Here is a 19,460-nt window from a genome sequence, read left to right as displayed (position 1 = left end):
GAACTGTAGCGGGAAGGAACAGCATGACAGAAGTAACCGTAAAATCACTGGCAGCAGAGATACAGACTTCCGTTGATCGCCTGGTACAGCAATTAGCTGATGCAGGGATCAAGAAGTCAGAAAATGATTCTGTGAGCCCACAGGAAAGAGAAACATTATTAGCTCATTTAAATCGTGAGCATGGCAGCGCATCAGGTAAACTGACGCTGCAGCGTAAAACACGCAGCACATTGAATGTTCCAAGCACTGGCGGAAAAAGCAAAGCCGTGCAAATCGAGGTCCGCAAAAAGCGCACTTATGTAAAAGGCGATGCGGCAGCTGAACAGGCTGAAGCAGAAGCACAGGCACAGCGTGAAGCGGAAGAGCAGGCTCGTCGTGAGACTGAAGAAAAAGCAAAACGTGAAGCAGAAGAAAAAGCGAAACGTATTGCTGAAGATCAGGCGAAACGTAACCTGGAAGAGCAAGCCAAACGTGAGGCCGCTGATAAAGCTAAGCGTGGCGCAGCGGAAAGTGAAAAAGTGACGAATCAAAATACCGACGAAAAAACCAAAGCTGCGCATGCTGAAAAAGCGCGCCGCGAAGCCGAAGCTGCTGCACTGAAACGCAAAGCCGAAGAAGAAGCTCTGCGTAAGCTTGAAGAAGACGCTAAGCGTGTTTCTGAAGAAGCTCGCAAAATGGCAGAAGCTAACGAAGGCAAAGCGCCTGAAGCTGAAACAACAGAAGATGCTTCTGATTACCACGTGACTACTTCTCATCATGCTCGCGAAGCAGAAGATGAAAATGACCGTCAGGTTGAAGCAGGCCGCGCTCGTGCACGTACCGCAACTAAAGCGACCAAGCAGAAGAAAGGCAATAAACTGTCTGAATCTAAAGCCGATCGCGAAGAAGCACGTGCCCAGACCCGTGGTGGTAAAGGCAAACGTAAGCCAAGTACTCTGCAGCAAGGCTTTAACAAGCCTGCTCAAGCGGTAAACCGTGACGTCATCATTGGCGAAACCATTACCGTTGCTGAACTGGCTAACAAAATGGCTGTTAAAGGCTCCCAAGTCATCAAAGCAATGATGAAGATGGGTGCTATGGCTACCATCAATCAGGTCATCGATCAGGAAACTGCTCAGATGGTTGCTGAGGAAATGGGCCACAAAGTTATCCTGCGTCGTGAAAACGAGCTGGAAGAAGCAGTAATGAGTGACCGTGATACCGGTGCTGCTGCAGAGCCTCGTGCTCCAGTGGTGACCATCATGGGCCACGTTGACCACGGTAAAACATCCCTGCTGGACTATATCCGTTCCACGAAAGTGGCATCGGGCGAAGCCGGTGGTATTACCCAGCATATCGGTGCGTACCACGTACAAACTGATAATGGCATGATCACCTTCCTGGATACCCCAGGTCACGCCGCATTTACTTCAATGCGTGCTCGTGGTGCTCAGGCAACGGATATCGTTGTTCTGGTTGTTGCGGCTGACGATGGCGTGATGCCACAGACTATCGAAGCAATCCAGCATGCTAAAGCGGCAAAAGTGCCGGTTGTTGTTGCTGTGAACAAAATCGATAAGCCTGAAGCGGACATGGATCGCGTTAAAAACGAACTGTCTCAGTATGGCGTTATGCCAGAAGAGTGGGGCGGCGAGTCTCAGTTCATCCCTGTGTCTGCTAAAGCAGGTACTGGTATTGATGATCTGTTGGATGCCATCCTGTTGCAGGCTGAAGTTCTGGAATTGAAAGCGGTTCGCAGCGGTATGGCGAGCGGCGTAGTTATCGAATCCTTCTTGGATAAAGGCCGTGGCCCGGTTGCCACCGTTCTGGTTCAAGAAGGTACTCTGAACAAGGGCGATATCGTTCTGTGTGGCTTCGAATATGGCCGCGTCCGTGCGATGCGTGACGAAATGGGCCGTGAAGTGACCTCTGCAGGTCCTTCTATTCCTGTGGAAATTCTGGGTCTGTCCAGCGTTCCTGCCGCCGGTGATGAAGCTACCGTTGTTCGTGACGAGAAGAAAGCTCGCGAAGTTGCTCTGTATCGTCAGGGTAAATTCCGTGAAGTTAAACTGGCTCGTCAGCAGAAATCTAAACTGGAAAACATGTTTGCTAACATGAGCGAAGGCGAAGTTTCTGAACTGAACATCGTACTGAAATCTGACGTACAGGGTTCTTGCGAGGCGATTTCTGATGCCTTGTTAGGTCTGTCTACCGATGAAGTGAAAGTGAAAATTGTTGGCTCCGGCGTGGGCGGCATCACTGAAACTGATGCGACCTTGGCCGCTGCATCTAACGCAATCATCCTTGGCTTTAACGTCCGTGCCGATGCTTCTGCTCGCCGCGTGATTGAAGCTGAAAGCCTGGATCTGCGTTACTACTCCGTCATCTATAATCTGATCGACGAAGTTAAGCAGGCAATGAGCGGTATGCTGGCTCCTGAATATCGTCAAGAAATCATCGGCCTGGCTGAAGTTCGTGACGTGTTCAAATCGCCTAAATTCGGTGCGATTGCCGGTTGTATGGTTACTGAAGGCGTGGTTAAACGTCATAACCCAATCCGTGTACTGCGTGATAACGTGGTTATCTATGAAGGTGAGCTGGAATCTCTGCGTCGCTTCAAAGATGACGTTAACGAAGTTCGTAACGGCATGGAATGTGGTATCGGTGTTAAGAACTACAACGACGTTCGCTCTGGCGATATGATCGAAGTATTCGAAATCATCGAAGTTAAGCGTACCATCGAGTAATTAAGTAAGCGCCTAGCTTATAATATCTTTGGGGGGCTTAATGCCCCCCGATTCGTCTTGGAGGACGCCATAATGGCAAAAGAATTCAGCCGTACTCAGCGTGTATCTCAAGAGATGCAGAAAGAGATTGCGATCATTTTGCAACGCGAAGTTAAAGACCCGCGCATTGGTATGGTGACGGTTTCTGGCGTTGAAGTTTCTCGCGATCTGGCTTATGCCAAAGTGTTTGTCACATTTTTGAATGACAGCGATCCGAACGCGGTTAGAGTTGGACTGAAAGCGCTGCATGAAGCTTCTGGTTTCATCCGTATGCTGATCGGCAAAGCAATGCGCCTGCGCGTTGTTCCTGAGCTGACTTTCTCATACGACAACTCGTTGGTTGAAGGTATGCGTATGTCCAACCTCGTCACCAGCGTTGTGAAGAATGACGAAGAACGTCGTGCTGCATCAGGTAACGCTTCAGGTAACACTGAGGAGGAATAATGTCACGACCTCGCCGTCGCGGCCGTGATATTAACGGCGTTCTGTTATTAGACAAGCACCAAGGTCTATCATCAAATGACGTTTTGCAAAAAGTAAAACGCATCTATAACGCCAACAAGGCAGGACATACCGGTGCGCTAGATCCTCTAGCGACCGGTATGCTGCCTATTTGTTTAGGCGAATCGACCAAGTTTTCCCAATTCTTGCTGGATGCTGATAAACGCTATCGCGTTATTGCGCGTTTAGGGCAAAGAACGAACACCTCTGATGCCGATGGCGAAGTGGTTCAGGAACGTCCTGTTGAGTTTTCACAGGAACAACTGGATGCTGCGCTGGAGCAGTTCCGAGGGGATAGCCAGCAAGTACCATCAATGTATTCTGCACTGAAATATCAGGGTAAGCCGCTTTACGAGTATGCACGTCAGGGCATTGAAGTCCCTCGTGAAGCTCGTGATATTACCGTCTATGAGTTGCAGTTTATCCGTTGGGAAAACGATGAATTAGAGTTAGAAATTCATTGCTCTAAAGGCACCTATATCCGAACTATCATTGACGATTTGGGTGAGGTTTTAGGCTGTGGTGCGCACGTTATCTATTTACGTCGTGTACAGGTTTCTAACTATCCGTCAGAGCGCATGGTGACTTTGGAACAACTACAGCAAATGGTTGCCGCAGCCGAAGAGGCTGGCATTGAACCGAAAACGGTTCTTGACCCGCTGTTGTTGCCGATGGATACCGCGGCGTCTCATCTGCCGGAAATAAATCTTACCGATGTTATTGCCGCTTACGTTCTACAAGGACAGCCGGTGCAGGTGCAAGGTTTGCCTGCTGAAGGTATGGTGCGCATCAACGTTGGCGAGAAACGCCGATTTATCGGCGTTGGCGAAGTGGACGACCAAGGACGCTTGGCACCACGTCGCTTAATTGTAGAAGAACGCGTTCCTGAGTAACGAGTCATCAGGTGCTTTGTTGCGATCTTTTTGCGCTCAGAGTAGAATAGCGCGGCTTATGTATTAGGCAGCTGAATTAGAGATCGGCGCCTGCTTTTTTAATCGTTTTATGAATTTGGAGTTCTATAATGTCTCTAAGTGTTGAAGCTAAAGCTCAAATCGTTGCTGACTTCGGTCGTGACGCTAACGACAGCGGTTCCACCGAAGTTCAGGTTGCTCTGTTAACTGCACAGATCAACCACCTGCAAGGTCACTTCGCTGAACACAAAAAAGATCACCACAGCCGTCGTGGTCTGCTGCGTATGGTTTCCCAGCGTCGTAAGCTGCTGGATTACCTGAAGCGTAAAGATGTAGCTCGCTACACCAGCCTGATTGAACGTCTGGGTCTGCGTCGCTAGTCCAAACGATTTTCAGAAGTAAAGGGGCCTAGATTGGCCCCTTTCTTCTAGGAAGCAATCACAAATAAGGTTAATGTACTGTAATTAACCAAATTACAGCTGCTAAAATCGTTGTGGTTAAAGAAAGAAGCGTTAAAAATAGAGTCGATCGACTCTTGTTGATAACGTATGCCGTTTGACGATCCTTTTTGCAGATGTTCGCGCGGCTAATGCAAGTCTCTGGACTGCCAGTGATTTCCATTAGTCGCGAGAATGCAACGAAGTGATCGAAGGCAAATAATGAGGAGTAGCGCTGCGTATGGCGTTACTGAACTTACAAAGATAAGGAAAATACTTTGCTGAATCCTATCGTTCGCAAATTCCAGTACGGTCAGAATACCGTAACGTTGGAAACTGGCATGATGGCTCGCCAAGCCACTGCTGCAGTCATGGTTACCATGGACGACACCGCGGTATTCGTTACCGTTGTAGGCGCTAAAAAAGCTAAAGAAGGCCAGAGCTTCTTCCCTCTGACCGTTAACTATCAGGAGCGTACCTACGCTGCTGGTCGTTTCCCTGGTGGTTTCTTCCGTCGTGAAGGCCGTCCTGGTGAAGGCGAAACTCTGATTGCGCGTCTGATTGACCGCCCAATTCGCCCACTGTTCCCAGAAGGCTTCCTGAACGAAGTTCAGGTTGTTGCTACCGTTGTTTCCGTAAACCCGCAGGTTAGCCCAGACATCGTTGCGATGATCGGTGCTTCTGCTGCCCTGAGCCTGTCCGGTATTCCGTTCAATGGCCCAATCGGTGCAGCTCGCGTTGGTTACATCAACGACCAGTATGTGCTGAACCCAACGACCGATGAGCTGCAAGAAAGCAAGCTGGATCTGGTTGTTGCAGGTACCGAAGGCGCAGTGCTGATGGTTGAATCCGAAGCTCAGTTACTGAGCGAAGACCAGATGCTGGGTGCCGTAGTATTCGGTCACGATCAGCAGCAGGTTGTTATTGAAAACATCAAGGCGCTGGCTGCAGAAGCGGGCAAACCTCGTTGGGAATGGACTGCACCTGCGGTTAACGAAGCACTGCATGCTCGCGTTGCTGCGCTGGCTGAAGCTCGTATCGGTGATGCATACCACATCACTGAAAAACAGGCTCGCTACGCTCAGATTGACCAGATTAAAGCTGACGTTATCGCTGCCCTGCAGGCTGAAGACGAATCTCTGAACGCGGGCGAAATCGCAGACGTTCTGGGTTCACTGGAGAAAAATGTCGTACGTAGCCGTGTGCTGCGTGGCGAGCCACGTATCGATGGCCGTGAAAAAGACATGATCCGTGGCCTCGATGTGCGTACCGGTGTCCTGCCGCGTACCCATGGTTCTGCACTGTTCACCCGTGGTGAAACTCAGGCTCTGGTGACCGCAACTCTGGGTACAGAACGTGATGCTCAGAACATTGATGGCTTAACTGGCGAGCAGACTGACCGCTTCCTGCTACACTATAACTTCCCTCCGTATTCCGTAGGGGAAACCGGCATGATGGGTTCACCTAAGCGTCGTGAAATTGGTCACGGTCGTTTGGCGAAGCGCGGCGTGTTGGCTGTAATGCCTAAGCAAGACGAATTCCCGTACACTGTTCGTGTGGTTTCTGAAATCACCGAATCTAACGGTTCTTCTTCAATGGCTTCCGTTTGTGGTGCTTCTTTAGCACTGATGGACGCAGGTGTTCCGATCAAAGCTGCCGTTGCCGGTATCGCGATGGGTCTGGTTAAAGAAGACGAAAACTTTGTCGTATTGTCTGACATTCTGGGTGACGAAGATCACCTGGGCGACATGGACTTCAAAGTTGCGGGTAGCCGCGAAGGTATCACTGCTCTGCAGATGGATATTAAGATTGAAGGCATCACCCGCGAAATTATGCAGGTGGCTCTGAATCAGGCTAAGGGTGCGCGTTTGCACATTCTGGGTGTGATGGAACAGGCGATCAACGCGCCACGTGGTGATATCTCTGAATTCGCTCCACGTATCCATACCATCAAGATCAATCCTGAGAAGATCAAAGATGTTATCGGTAAGGGCGGTTCCGTTATTCGTGCACTGACTGACGAAACGGGCACTACCATTGAAATCGAAGATGACGGTACTGTTAAAATCGCAGCAACCGACAACGAAAAAGCGAAACATGCTATTCGTCGTATCGAAGAAATCACTGCTGAAATCGAAGTTGGCCGTATCTATCAGGGTAAAGTAACCCGTATCGTTGATTTCGGTGCATTCGTTGCTATCGGTGGCGGTAAAGAAGGTCTGGTTCATATTTCTCAGATCGCTGACAAGCGCGTTGAGAAAGTGACTGACTATCTGCAGATGGGTCAGGAAGTTCCTGTTAAGGTTCTGGAAGTTGACCGTCAGGGTCGCGTTCGCTTGAGCATCAAAGAAGCAAGCGCACCAGAACAAGCAGCTGCTCCAACTGCTGAATAATAGCTTATTCAGTGCTACGGCTTCCTGCGCATGCAGGGAGCCGTTTATTACGCAAACACAGGATGTGTTTTGCTTATTGGATGATAGGAAATCAATCCGATGTTGGTCTTCGGGAGTTGGGAAATGAAGCCTATCTTGCGCTGGTGTTACGTTGCGACAGCAATTCTGCTGGCAGGATGCAGCAACCTTGATTGGCGTAAAGACGAAGTACTAGCAATTCCGTTACAGCCTTCGCTGCAACAGGAAGTCATGCTGGCACGCATGGAACAGATCCTTGCTAGCCGTGCATTGACAGATGATGAACGCGCACAGCTTTTATATGAGCGCGGAGTACTGTATGATAGTCTAGGACTGAGAGCTTTAGCGCGTAACGATTTTTCGCAAGCGCTGGCTATTCGTCCTGATATGCCAGAAGTTTTTAACTATCTGGGGATTTACTTAACGCAGGCTGGCAATTTTGATGCCGCCTATGAAGCGTTTGATTCTGTACTAGAGCTTGATCCAACTTACAACTACGCGCGTTTAAACCGAGGCATCGCACTGTATTACGGTGGTCGATACTCGTTAGCGCAGGATGATCTGCAGGCGTTTTATCAAGACGATCCCAATGATCCATTCCGTTCGTTATGGCTTTACCTTGTGGAACGTGAAATCGATCCAAAGAAAGCCACTGCCTCGCTGGAACAGCGATATAACAAGGCGAACAGGAATCAATGGGGATGGAATATTGTCGAATTCTACCTGGGCACCATCAATCAGAAAACATTGATGACACGCTTACAGGAAGATGCAACGGATAACACTTCGCTCGCTGAGCATCTCAGTGAAACTGACTTCTATTTAGGTAAACATTACCTGAGTCTGGGGGACAAGAGCAGTGCCTCTGCGCTGTTCAAACTGACGGTTGCCAACAACGTACATAACTTCGTTGAGCACCGCTATGCACTGTTGGAATTGGCGCTTTTGGGCCAAGAGCAAGACGACCTATCAGAATCGGACCAGCAATAGCTGACGAACAACTACGCCTATATTTTTAATTGCTTTATCACCTCCTTGAGGTGAGGGCTTTTTGTTCGTTATTTAATCTAATTTGAGCCGGTTCACACTTTTCAATGAAAATCATTGTCCATTTTCTAGACGAGTTATGTAGACTGGCCGCCATCAATGAGGCACGTGTACATGGCTGAGTTCGAAACTTCTTTTGCTGACCTAGGGTTAGCTGCACCAATTATCCAAGCCCTGACCGATCTGGGCTACGAAAAACCGTCTCCAATCCAGGCGGAATGTATTCCTCACCTTTTAAATGGCCGTGACGTTCTGGGTATGGCTCAGACCGGTTCCGGTAAGACCGCAGCGTTTTCTTTGCCGCTGCTGCACAATATTGATCCAAGCCTGAAAGCACCACAGGTGCTGGTTCTGGCTCCAACTCGTGAGCTGGCGGTTCAGGTTTCTGAAGCGATGGCTGATTTCGCTAAACACATGAACGGCGTAAACGTTGTTGCTCTGTACGGTGGCCAACGCTACGACGTACAGCTGCGCGCTCTGCGTCAGGGGCCACAGATTGTTGTGGGTACTCCTGGTCGTCTGCTAGACCACCTGAAGCGTGGCACCCTGAACCTGTCTAACCTGAGTGGTTTGGTTCTGGACGAAGCTGACGAAATGTTGCGTATGGGCTTCATCGAAGACGTTGAAACCATCATGGCGCAGATTCCAGCACAGCACCAGACCGCACTGTTCTCTGCAACTATGCCTGAAGCCATTCGTCGTATTACCCGTCGCTTCATGAAAGAGCCTCAGGAAGTACGCATTCAGTCTAGCATTACGACTCGCCCAGACATCAGCCAGAGCTACTGGACTGTGTTCGGGATGCGTAAAAACGAAGCGCTGGTTCGCTTCCTTGAAGCTGAAGATTTTGATGCTGCAATCATCTTCGTACGTACCAAAAACGCGACTCTGGAAGTTGCTGAAGCATTGGAACGTAGTGGTTACAGCAGCGCCGCTCTGAACGGTGATATGAATCAGGCGCTGCGTGAGCAGACTCTGGAACGCCTGAAAGATGGTCGTTTAGATATCCTGATTGCAACCGATGTTGCTGCACGTGGTCTGGACGTTGACCGTATCAGTCTGGTTGTTAACTATGACATCCCGATGGACTCCGAGTCTTACGTTCACCGTATCGGCCGTACCGGTCGTGCTGGCCGCGCTGGCCGTGCGTTGCTGTTCGTTGAGAACCGTGAACGTCGCCTGTTGCGTAACATTGAACGCATCATGAAGCTGACCATTCCAGAAGTTGAAATCCCTAATGCAGAACTGCTGGGTCAACGTCGTCTGGCTAAGTTTGCCGCTAAAGTTCAGCAGCAACTGGAAAGCAGCGATCTGGATAAATACCGCGATCTGCTGACTAAACTGCAGCCGGAAGATGAACTGGATATGGAAACTCTGGCCGCAGCATTGCTGAAAATGGCACAGGGCGAACGTCCACTGATCCTGCCACCTGATCCGGTTATGGAACGCCGTCCACGTCGTGAATTCCGTGACCGTGACGATCGCAATGAACGCGGTGGCGATCGCTTCGCTCGTCGTGGTGACCGTGAGCCACGTGAAGCCCGTGAAGGTGCGCCACGTCGTGAACGCCGTGATGCTGGCGATATGGAACTGTACCGTATCGAAGTGGGTCGTGATGATGGTGTTGAAGTTCGCCACATCGTTGGTGCTATCGCTAACGAAGGTGATATTAGCAGCCGTTACATCGGTAACATCAAGCTGTTTGCTTCTCACTCAACGATCGAGCTGCCAAAAGGTATGCCAGGTGATCTGCTGTCTCACTTCACCCGTACCCGTATCCTCAATAAGCCGCTGAATATGCAGCTGATGGGTGATGCTCCAGCACGTGAACCACGTCGTGAACGTCCTGCAGGCGATCGCGGTGGCCGTAGCGCCGGTGGCGAGCGTCGCAGCTTCGGTGGACGTGATGGCGCACCTCGTCGTGATGACCGTCGTGGTAACAGCGATCGCAGTGCAGCGCCGCGCGGCCCACGCCGTGATGATGCAGCACAGCCGCCACGTCGTCGTACAACTAACGAAGCGTAATAAAGCTGTTCTGAACTCAATGACTAAGCCAACCTCAGGGTTGGCTTTTTTTATGCCTATTATCCCCCGTAGCGGCTTATCGTAGGGTTCTTCACTGATAAGCTTGTTTCTTGCCTTTGAAATACGTTTTATCGGCGTATGATGCTTGGCGATTGAGGTTCACAACCTCAAGACAGTTCCCCGGTCGGGGGCTGTAATCACAAGGGGATAATTCATGTCTTGGCAAAACTTCAAACAACAATATCTAATAAAATTCTGGGCTCCGCTCCCTGCGGTTATCGCTGCGGGGATTTTATCAACTTACTATTTTGGTATTACAGGCACCTTTTGGGCGGTAACCGGCGAATTCACCCGCTGGGGTGGACATGTGTTACAGCTATTTGGCGCGCATCCAGAGCAGTGGGGCTATTTCAAAGTCATCGGCCTTGAAGGCTCGCCTCTGGATCGCATTGACGGCATGATGATCATCGGTATGTTCGGTGGTTGCTTCGCCGCTGCGTTGTGGGCCAACAACGTTAAACTGCGCATGCCTCAGCACCGCATCCGAATTCTGCAGGCGATTCTGGGCGGCATGATTGCAGGCTTTGGCGCACGTTTGGCTATGGGGTGTAACCTCGCGGCCTTCTTCACTGGCATTCCACAGTTTTCGCTGCATGCATGGTTTTTCGCACTGGCGACTGCAGTCGGCTCTTATTTTGGCGCGCGCTTTACGCTGCTACCGATGTTTCGCATTCCGGTAAAACTGCAAAAGGTCAGCGCAGCCTCTCCACTGACTCAGAAGCCTGAACAAGCTAAACGACGCTTCCGCTTAGGGATGATTATCTTCTTTGCGGTAGTTGCATGGGGCGGATTAACCGCGATGAATGCGCCTAAGCTCGGCCTCGCCATGTTGTTTGGGGTTGGTTTTGGGTTGCTGATTGAGCGAGCCCAGATTTGCTTTACTTCGGCATTCCGTGACCTGTGGATCACTGGCCGAACTCATATGGCGAAAGCGATTATTATCGGGATGGCGGTGAGCGCTATCGGTATCTTCAGCTATGTACAAATGGGACTCGCGCCAAAAATTATGTGGGCTGGCCCCAATGCAATAATCGGCGGTGTTCTGTTTGGTTTTGGTATTGTGTTAGCCGGTGGTTGTGAAACGGGCTGGATGTATCGTGCCGTCGAAGGACAGGTGCATTTCTGGTGGGTTGGGCTTGGCAATATTCTGGGGGCGACCATTCTTGCATATTACTGGGACGATCTGGCTCCGTCGCTAGCGACCTCCTACGATAAAATCAACCTGCTGCAAACCTTTGGTCCGCTGGGTGGTTTACTCGTCACTTACCTCATGCTACTGGCCGCATTTTTGCTGGTTGTTGCATGGGAAAAACGTTTCTTCCGTACAAAAAATCAGGTGAATAACGCCGTTAAGGAGATTGCATGAAACCTACAGATATCGTTCCAGATTATCGTTTGGATATGGTGGGGGAGCCTTGTCCTTATCCTGCGGTGGCGACGCTTGAAGCGATGCCAAACCTTAAAGTGGGTGAGATTCTAGAAGTGGTTAGCGATTGCCCACAGTCGATCAACAACATCCCGTTGGATGCCAAAAATCACGGTTATACCGTGCTTGATATCCAACAGGATGGACCGACCATTCGCTATCTTATTCAGCGCTAATTACCCTTCAGCTAAGGTGCGTAATGCACCTTAGCTGATACGTTCGGCAACGCTGAGCTGCTGCTTGATGTCGGCCACAATTTCGAAGGATCGTAAACGAGCCTGATGATCGAAAATCTGTCCATTAACCATCACTTCATCCGCCTGTGTTTCTCTTAGCAGAGCTTCTAATCCGCTTTTCACCTGCTGTGGATCGCCGACTACTGACATCCTAAGCGCCTGTTCCACGCCGTATTGTTCACCTGCGCTCCAATAGGCGGAGATATCTGTTACCGGCGCGGGGAGTGGCCCTGGTTCTCCTCGACGCAAATTAATGAACTGCTGCTGCATCGAGGTAAACAGGAAGCGTGCATCGCGCTCGCTGTCTGCTGCAACCACGTTGATACAGACAATCGCATACGGCTGCGCTAATGCCTTCGATGGCTGAAATTGGCTACGGTACATGGCCAGTGCTTGATGAAGCATATCCGGAGCAAAATGTGAGGCGAAAGCAAAAGGAAGTCCGAGTTTTGCGGCGAGTTGTGCACTATAAAGGCTAGAACCTAGAAGCCAGATAGGAATATGTAAACCCTGTCCCGGAACTGCCTGCACATGCTGTCCTGCGGTCACTTCACCGAAGTAACGCTGTAGCTCAGCGACATCTTGCGGAAAGTCATCAATTTCGCCATGCAGGCTACGGCGCAACGCCATCATGGTGCGCTGGTCTGAGCCTGGAGCTCGGCCTAAACCTAAATCTATACGGCCGGGATAAAGTGATTCCAGTGTGCCAAACTGTTCGGCGATAACTAAGGGAGCATGATTAGGCAGCATGACACCACCAGACCCCACTCGAATAGTTTTAGTTCCTCCTGCGATATAGCCGATCAACACCGAAGTGGCGGCGCTGGCAATACCCGTCATGTTGTGATGTTCAGCCAGCCAATAACGATGGAATCCCCAATCTTCAGCGTGTTGAGCCAGACTTAGCGAACGATGAAAAGCATCACGAGCCGTTGCTCCTGTGGGAATAGGGGAGAGATCGAGAACTGAAAAAGGTACGTTTTTGGCAGCCATCACATGATTCCTATAAATAGACCAATCGGTCTGGTTTTTAGGTTGATGTTAATCGTATGTGATAATTAATCAATAGCTGGCTGTGTTAATGCGTGCTACAGCGAAAGCAACGTTATCTGGAGGAGAGGTCTATGAAGCAATGAGAGAAAATGCAGTTTAAAATTCTATTTGATTTCATTTTTATAACAAAATAAAGATGGTTGTGCTGAATGGCTGTTTTGCCTTGCTAGAGATGTGATGTCCATCATGTTAGTAAGGTTTTGTTCTTTGATTTTCGACTAAGGGTAATCTGCTGGACTTCACAAAAATTATCCCAGTGGCGATTACGTTACATCAGTTAAAAAGACGCATAAAATAAAATATCTTTTAAATTCATCATATTGTAGATATCAGGGTGTATCCCAAGTTATGGATTTCATAAAGTAGCCATCTGGGAGTCAAAATTTTTAGTGTTATCCTCTTTTGGTAGAAGATTTTTCTCACAACACCCCGTTCCTTGGGTGTGAGTTGAAAAAATATTCTCCAGAGAGCAGCGTATCATTTTTGCATAATAAAAAAGCCTGCAAATTACGTCTGTACATTAAAAAGAAAATAAAACCTACACTTATAATATTGCGAGCGAGAGCTATTATGGAAACCGCAACAGAGAATAGCAGTGTCGTTGTTAATGATTATCCTTCAGATAGTCGCGGAGGAATGACAGAAAGCGAATGGAAAGCAGCAACAAAGTTTGATAGCACTGATGCCGGCTGGATTATTATGAGCATCGGGATGGCTATTGGCGCTGGTATTGTATTTTTACCTGTGCAGGTAGGGCTGATGGGATTATGGGTATTCTTACTCTCATCCATTATTGGCTATCCAGCGATGTATTTGTTTCAGCGTTTATTTATTAACACTTTAGCGGAATCACCAGAGTGTAAAGATTATCCGAGTGTCATTAGCGGATACTTAGGTAAAAACTGGGGGATATTATTAGGCGCATTATATTTTGTTATGTTGGTTATCTGGATGTTTGTTTATTCCACCGCGATTACCAACGATAGCGCTTCATATTTACACACTTTTGGCGTAACTGATGGGCTACTTTCTGAAAACCCATTCTATGGTTTAGTCCTTATCTGCATTTTGGTTGCCATCTCTTCACGAGGCGAAAAGCTGTTATTTAAACTTTCTAGCTTTATGGTTCTCACCAAGTTGTTAGTCGTAGCCGCGTTAGGCGTATCCATGGTGGGTATGTGGCATTTATATAACGTGGGTTCTTTGCCGCCGATGGGACTGCTCATTAAGAACGCGATTATCACGCTGCCGTTTACTTTGACGTCTATCCTGTTTATTCAAACGCTGAGTCCGATGGTGATCTCATACCGTTCTAAAGAGAAATCACGTGAGGTTGCTCGTTTTAAAGCATTGCGAGCAATGAATATTGCCTTTGGTGTTTTATTTGTCACAGTATTCTTTTACGCGGTTTCTTTCACCTTAGCGATGGGGCATGACGAAGCGGTTAAAGCCTATGAGCAGAATATTTCAGCATTGGCGATTGCGGCGCAGTTCTTCCCTGGTAGCTGGGCGACCGTGGTTAGCGTTATTTTAAATATCTTTGCGGTCATGACAGCTTTTTTTGGTGTTTATTTAGGCTTCCGCGAAGCGACTCAGGGCATTGTTATGAATATCCTGCGTCGTCGTATGCCGGCTGAAAAGATCAATGAGAAATGGGTACAAAACGGAATTATGCTGTTTGCCATTTTATTGGCATGGAGTGCAATTATTCTGAATGCGCCAGTATTAAGCTTTACTTCAATTTGTAGTCCTATATTTGGGATGGTCGGGTGTTTGATTCCAGCTTATTTAGTCTACAAAGTACCCGCTCTACATAAATACAAAGGTACTTCACTCACCATTATCATCATTACCGGATTGCTGCTATGTGTGTCTCCATTCCTAGCATTCTCCTAATAAGTTAAAAACTGAATATTTTTGTAGTCTTGTTATTAAGGTCTGAATTATGAGCAAGTATGAAAGCGAAAATCTGTTGTGTACCGAATCACGTGATGAATTGTGGAATGAGTTTATCCGTGCGGTACAGCAGGAAGTCAAGCCAGCTGTAGGCTGTACCGAGCCAGTTTCTTTGGCTCTGGCCGCTGCTGTTGCCGCTTCATATCTTCCTGAGCCTGTTGAGCGTATCGAAGCGCGCGTATCTCCTAACCTGATGAAAAATGGTATGGGGGTGACAGTCCCAGGTACAGGGATGGTCGGCCTCCCGATCGCTGCGGCGGTTGGGGCGATCGGGGGAGATCCCAAAGCAGGATTGGAAGTGCTCAAACATGCGACGCCACAGTCCGTTGAGGCAGGGAAGTCTCTTCTGGCTAGTGGGGGCGTGTCGGTTTCTATTCAGCAGCCGTGTGAGCATATTCTGTTTTCTCAGGTCACGGTGTTGGGGGCAACGGAATCGGCCTGTGTCACCATTGCCGATGGACATACCAACGTCATTAAAATTGTGAAAAACGGTGAAGTGCTGTTTGACGCACGGCTGCACTCCGATGAATCCTCTGATGCGCCTTGTGCTGAAGGGTATTGCCTGAAGAAAGCATCATTACGTCAGGTATTTGATTTTGCCGTTAATGTCCCGCTAGAACGCATCCATTTTATTTTGGAGGCCGCGACGTTAAACAAGGCGCTATCGTTGGAGGGATTGAGCAAGCAGTATGGTTTGCACATTGGTGCAACGCTCCAGCGCCAACGTGACCGCGGTTTGCTGGCTCGTGATCTACTGTCGGATATTATGATTCGCACGTCCTCTGCGTCTGACGCACGTATGGGAGGCGCGGTGATGCCAGCCATGAGCAACTCAGGCTCGGGTAATCAGGGAATCACTGCCACGATGCCCGTCGTCGTCGTGGCTGAATATCTTGGCGCGGATGAAGCGCAATTGACTCGAGCTTTAATGTTATCGCACCTGACTGCGATATACATCCATAGCCAGTTGCCTACCCTGTCAGCGCTGTGCGCGGCGACAACGGCGGCGATGGGCGCTGCTGCTGGGATTGCGTGGCTGATTGAGGGGCGTTATGAACCGGTTGCGATGGCGATTAGCAGCATGATCGGTGATGTCAGCGGTATGATTTGCGATGGTGCTTCCAACAGTTGTGCCATGAAGGTATCAACCAGCGTTTCGGCTGCCTACAAAGCGGTGCTGATGGCGTTAGATGATAGCTGTGTGACGGGGAATGAAGGGATTGTCACCGACGATGTGGACCGCTCAATTGCTAACCTTTGTGCTCTGGCCTGCCATTCCATGCAGCAAACCGACACTCAGATTATTGAGATAATGGCAAAGAAAGCCTCATAACAGGTAACGACTTAAAGCCTTTTAAAATGGGAGCCTCGGCTCCCATTTTTACGGCAAGATAAACACTTATTGTATTAACTCTAAGCCAGCGACTCGCTGCCAGTACCCGTTACAGTCGGCGCGATTTTCCAACGTTAGTGGTTCAAGCCCTCGCTCGTTGGCGCGGAATTGGCTTAGCACGTTCAGCGTGTCCATGCTCTCCGGCGATAGGCGCACGATATCCACTAATCCCTGCATTTCTAGCTGATTATTGCCGAGGTTATAGCAATAGCCACTTTGTGTCTGAATACCGTTAAGCACGAAAACCTGCTGGTTTTCCTGTGATAAAACGCGGCGTCCTTGAGGATATTTAATGCAGCAGGTTTCGCACTGATCTTTCGGCAAATCTTCAGATCGGGCGGTAAAGCAGCGTGCGGAATAGGCCAGTGGCAGATGCCCGTAACTCAGAACTTCCACTTCAAACTTATTGCGAATGCCTAAGCTTTCACACTGGTCCATCACGTTTTTCAGCCAGTCGTGGGAGAGTTCAACCGGCATACACCAACGCACCATTCCCTGTTTTTGTAACAGACGCAAGGTGACCGCGTTGTAGCAGTTCAGCGCGTGGCCGGCTACAAACGGCAGCTTACGTTCCGCGGCCATATTCACGGTGCCTAAGTCGTTGGCTTCAATTAAGAAATCGCCGTTTTCGACATAGCGCTTTAGCTCATTAAGCTCGGAAGGCGCTTGCAACAGCGCCAGCGTAGAAATCACCACCTGCTTGCCTGAGTGCGCCACTTGTTTGGCAACATCCAACCAGTCGGCAACTTTCATCTCTCGGCGTTTTGAACACACGGTTTCACCGAGATAAATGATATCAGCTTCACTTTGAGCGGCAGCCTGATAGAAAGTTTCTATTTCATTTTTTGGCCAGTAATAGAGCACTGCCCCTAAAGAATATTTCACGATTTTTTTTCCTTACTGCCATTTCCGGTGATAGGCACCCAGTGTGGTTTGGGTGCCTTCAGCCATCGCGCCAAGGCTATCCATCCAGCTCTGTTCTGCTTTATAGCGTTCAGGATCTTTCTGGCAGCGGTCTATGGCTTGACGCCATACTTTTGCTACTTGGCTGACATAGGCAGGGCTACGTTGACGCCCTTCAATTTTCACCGAGGCAATATTAGCGCCCATCAAATCGGGCAGCAGTTCGAGCGTATTTAGGCTGGTGGGTTCTTCAAGCGCGTGATATTTCTCGCCATCGACTAGATAGCGCCCTTTACACAACGTTGGATAACCCGCGTTTTCACCCTCTTCGTAGCGGTCAATCAGTACATCATTAAGGCGTGATTCCATTCCCTGTGGCGTTTGCTGCCAGCGAACGAAACGGGCCGGAGAGCAGGCACCTACGGTATTAGGCGACTCACCGGTAAGATAAGAGGAGAGGTAGCAGCGACCTTCAGCCATGATACACAGGCTGCCGAAAGCAAAAACTTCCAACGGTACTTCGCTAGTACGAGCCAATTGTTTCACCTGATGAATTGACAGCACACGCGGCAATACCACGCGCGAAACATCGAAGTGTTGTTTGTAAAAACGAATGGCTTCGTCATTCGTCGCCGATGCCTGCACGGAAACGTGGCGCTCAACCTGCGGGTAACGTTCTGCCGCGTATTCCAGCATGGCGAGATCGGCTAAAATAAGCGCATCGGCGCCTAACTGTGCAGCCATATCCACGGCCCGCTCCCAGCGTGCGTAGCCATCAGGATGAGCAAACGTATTGATCGCTATGTGCAGCTTACGTTTATGGTTATGCACGTAGCTCACGGCTTCTTGGAGCTTTTTCTCAGTAAAATTCAGGCCAGCAAAATGGCGAGCGTTAGTATCATCTTTTAAGCCGATATAAACGGCGTCTGCGCCGTTATCAATAGCTGCTTTCAGAGCAGGCAAATTTCCGGCGGGGCAAAGCAACTCCATATATCATTCCTGAACGGGCCACGGTAGCGATGAGTGGCAATTAATGACAACAGGTGATCGGTTGAACCCTGAGTGATAATTTTAATGGCGATCATTCTAGAGAACCCATTCATCGGCTGTTTTGATTTGAGGCAGTTTCTCGTGTGTTGACAGCTGCAACACGACGGTTATTCTTTATCCAAATTTTTATTGGCCTATCCACTTACTTGGCTAATAAGGGTGCATTTTGTTGATATAGCGCGCGGTCTTGTGCCGCTGATGTGGCAAAATACCAACAACCAGTATTATGAGGAGTCATTCCAGTGTTGGAAAAATTACGAGCACGTTTAGTGCGTCAAGGTCCGGCGTTTTTAAGCGTCCCGTTAAAATTCACGCCGTTTGCCCTACAACGGCAAGTGCTGGAACAACTGCTTGGCTGGCAATTTCGTCAGGCGCTCGCAGATGACGAATTAGAGTTTCTGGAACAGCGTTGGCTGAAAGTAGAAGTGCGCGATCTTGGCCTTAAGTGGTTTGTCACCGTAAACGAAGGCAAGCTGCAAGTGAGTCAGCATCAGGACGCTGACGTGAGTTTCAGCGCCGATGCTAATGACTTAATCTTGATTGCTGCGCGCAAGGAAGATCCTGATACGCTGTTTTTCCAACGTCGTTTACGCATTGAAGGTGATACTGAGCTTGGCTTATATGTCAAAAACTTGATGGATGCGATAGATTTGGATGCAATGCCTAAACCATTACGGTTTGGTCTGCTACAGTTGGCAGAGTTTGTTGATGCTGGAATGAAAGAAGTATCTACGTCCGCTACCCAAGAGGTTTCACCATGCTAATCCGCGTTGAAATTCCTGTTGATGCTGCAGGTATTGACCGGCTGCTACGCAACGCGTTTCCCTCGAGCGAAGAGGCTGAACTCGTGCATCGCCTGCGCGAAGATGGTCTGCTGACACTAGGCGTCGTGGCGACTGACGAAGAGGGCGGTGTGATTGGCTATGCGGCGTTCAGTCCCGTTTATGTCGATGGCGAAGATCGTCAATGCGTTGGGCTGGCTCCGGTCGTAGTTGATGAAGCTCACCGCCGTCAAGGACTTGCGGAACAGATCATTTATGAAGGGCTAGATTCTCTGAATGAATTTGGCTACTCGGCTGTTGTTGTACTCGGCGAACCGGCCTATTTCTCTCGCTTTGGTTTCCAGAATGCCGCTCAGCAAGGGCTACGCAGCCATCTGCCAGGCACTGAGGACTCCTTTCTGGTGTATCCATTAGCCGGTGGTGAAATGGAAAATTGCAAAGGCGTGGTGGAATACTCAGCGCCTTTTGGGCGTGGTTGAGTATACCAAGTTCTAGAGAAAGCGT

At 49.3% G+C, this 19,460-nt stretch carries 17 protein-coding genes; 14 read left to right on the top strand and 3 right to left on the bottom strand.

Annotated elements, in window-relative coordinates; all coding sequences use genetic code 11:
* The first annotated feature begins 23 nt into the window (after nt 1–23).
* From infB to yedF, 10 genes are all read left to right on the top strand, one after another.
* Nucleotides 24–2,726: a translation initiation factor IF-2 gene (gene infB / locus HMPREF3091_RS06730; RefSeq protein WP_004093714.1), complete on the top strand. Its 2,703-nt coding sequence runs from the start codon at nt 24–26 to the stop codon at nt 2,724–2,726.
* Nucleotides 2,727–2,798: 72 nt separating this feature from the next.
* Nucleotides 2,799–3,209 carry a 30S ribosome-binding factor RbfA gene (gene rbfA / locus HMPREF3091_RS06725; protein WP_004093715.1) on the top strand — a complete coding sequence of 137 codons (411 nt, stop codon included), beginning with the start codon at nt 2,799–2,801 and terminating at the stop codon, nt 3,207–3,209.
* Nucleotides 3,209–4,159: a tRNA pseudouridine(55) synthase TruB gene (truB, locus tag HMPREF3091_RS06720; protein ID WP_070714937.1), complete on the top strand. Its 951-nt coding sequence runs from the start codon at nt 3,209–3,211 to the stop codon at nt 4,157–4,159. Before rbfA ends, truB begins: the two co-directional genes overlap by 1 nt.
* Nucleotides 4,160–4,287: 128 nt before the next feature.
* On the top strand, nt 4,288–4,557 hold the full coding sequence (gene rpsO / locus HMPREF3091_RS06715; RefSeq protein WP_004093717.1) for a 30S ribosomal protein S15: 270 nt from the start codon (nt 4,288–4,290) through the stop codon (nt 4,555–4,557).
* Nucleotides 4,558–4,892: 335 nt separating this feature from the next.
* On the top strand, nt 4,893–7,007 hold the full coding sequence (gene pnp, locus HMPREF3091_RS06710) for a polyribonucleotide nucleotidyltransferase (protein WP_004093718.1): 2,115 nt from the start codon (nt 4,893–4,895) through the stop codon (nt 7,005–7,007).
* 123 nt (nt 7,008–7,130) lie between these two features.
* Nucleotides 7,131–8,015: a lipoprotein NlpI gene (gene nlpI, locus HMPREF3091_RS06705; protein ID WP_008814883.1), complete on the top strand. Its 885-nt coding sequence runs from the start codon at nt 7,131–7,133 to the stop codon at nt 8,013–8,015.
* Between the two features lie 104 nt (nt 8,016–8,119).
* Entirely contained in the window at nt 8,120–8,194 is a 75-nt protein-coding gene (gene yrbN, locus HMPREF3091_RS23060; RefSeq protein ID WP_102961607.1) for a protein YrbN, read from the top strand.
* Entirely contained in the window at nt 8,187–10,097 is a 1,911-nt protein-coding gene (locus HMPREF3091_RS06700) for a DEAD/DEAH family ATP-dependent RNA helicase (protein ID WP_070714936.1), read from the top strand. The genes yrbN and HMPREF3091_RS06700 overlap by 8 nt, the downstream gene beginning before the upstream one ends.
* A 214-nt stretch (nt 10,098–10,311) precedes the next feature.
* On the top strand, nt 10,312–11,523 hold the full coding sequence (gene yedE / locus HMPREF3091_RS06695) for a selenium metabolism membrane protein YedE/FdhT (protein ID WP_070714934.1): 1,212 nt from the start codon (nt 10,312–10,314) through the stop codon (nt 11,521–11,523).
* A complete protein-coding gene (gene yedF / locus HMPREF3091_RS06690) occupies nt 11,520–11,759 on the top strand; it encodes a sulfurtransferase-like selenium metabolism protein YedF (RefSeq protein ID WP_008814886.1) in 240 nt (79 codons plus the stop codon). The genes yedE and yedF overlap by 4 nt, the downstream gene beginning before the upstream one ends.
* 30 nt (nt 11,760–11,789) lie before the next feature.
* On the opposite strand, the gene HMPREF3091_RS06685 is transcribed toward yedF, so the two are convergent.
* Nucleotides 11,790–12,812, bottom strand: a complete 1,023-nt coding sequence (locus tag HMPREF3091_RS06685) for a luciferase-like monooxygenase (protein WP_070714932.1) — start codon at nt 12,810–12,812, stop codon at nt 11,790–11,792.
* 630 nt (nt 12,813–13,442) lie between these two features.
* Here HMPREF3091_RS06685 and HMPREF3091_RS06680 point away from each other — a divergent pair.
* Nucleotides 13,443–14,768, top strand: a complete 1,326-nt coding sequence (locus tag HMPREF3091_RS06680; RefSeq protein ID WP_008814888.1) for an SLC5/6 family protein — start codon at nt 13,443–13,445, stop codon at nt 14,766–14,768.
* A 76-nt stretch (nt 14,769–14,844) separates the two neighbouring features.
* Nucleotides 14,845–16,161: an L-cysteine desulfidase family protein gene (locus tag HMPREF3091_RS06675; protein WP_210403547.1), complete on the top strand. Its 1,317-nt coding sequence runs from the start codon at nt 14,845–14,847 to the stop codon at nt 16,159–16,161.
* A gap of 66 nt (nt 16,162–16,227) precedes the next feature.
* Here the strand turns inward: HMPREF3091_RS06675 and HMPREF3091_RS06670 are convergent, their stop codons facing one another.
* On the bottom strand, nt 16,228–17,106 hold the full coding sequence (locus HMPREF3091_RS06670; protein WP_008814890.1) for a U32 family peptidase: 879 nt from the start codon (nt 17,104–17,106) through the stop codon (nt 16,228–16,230).
* A 12-nt stretch (nt 17,107–17,118) separates the two neighbouring features.
* Nucleotides 17,119–18,114 carry a ubiquinone anaerobic biosynthesis protein UbiU gene (locus tag HMPREF3091_RS06665; RefSeq protein WP_070714930.1) on the bottom strand — a complete coding sequence of 332 codons (996 nt, stop codon included), beginning with the start codon at nt 18,112–18,114 and terminating at the stop codon, nt 17,119–17,121.
* Nucleotides 18,115–18,416: 302 nt separating this feature from the next.
* Between HMPREF3091_RS06665 and HMPREF3091_RS06660 the strand changes: the two genes are divergently transcribed.
* Both HMPREF3091_RS06660 and HMPREF3091_RS06655 read left to right on the top strand, forming a co-directional pair.
* Entirely contained in the window at nt 18,417–18,938 is a 522-nt protein-coding gene (locus HMPREF3091_RS06660) for a ubiquinone anaerobic biosynthesis accessory factor UbiT (protein WP_035503575.1), read from the top strand.
* A complete protein-coding gene (locus HMPREF3091_RS06655) occupies nt 18,932–19,435 on the top strand; it encodes a GNAT family N-acetyltransferase (RefSeq protein WP_004093738.1) in 504 nt (167 codons plus the stop codon). Before HMPREF3091_RS06660 ends, HMPREF3091_RS06655 begins: the two co-directional genes overlap by 7 nt.
* Nucleotides 19,436–19,460: the final 25 nt, after the last annotated feature.

Origin of the sequence: Hafnia sp. HMSC23F03, assembly GCF_001816025.1 — a bacterium.
Classification (GTDB): Bacteria; Pseudomonadota; Gammaproteobacteria; order Enterobacterales; family Enterobacteriaceae; genus Hafnia; species Hafnia paralvei.
This window is presented reverse-complemented; position numbering and strand designations above follow the sequence as displayed.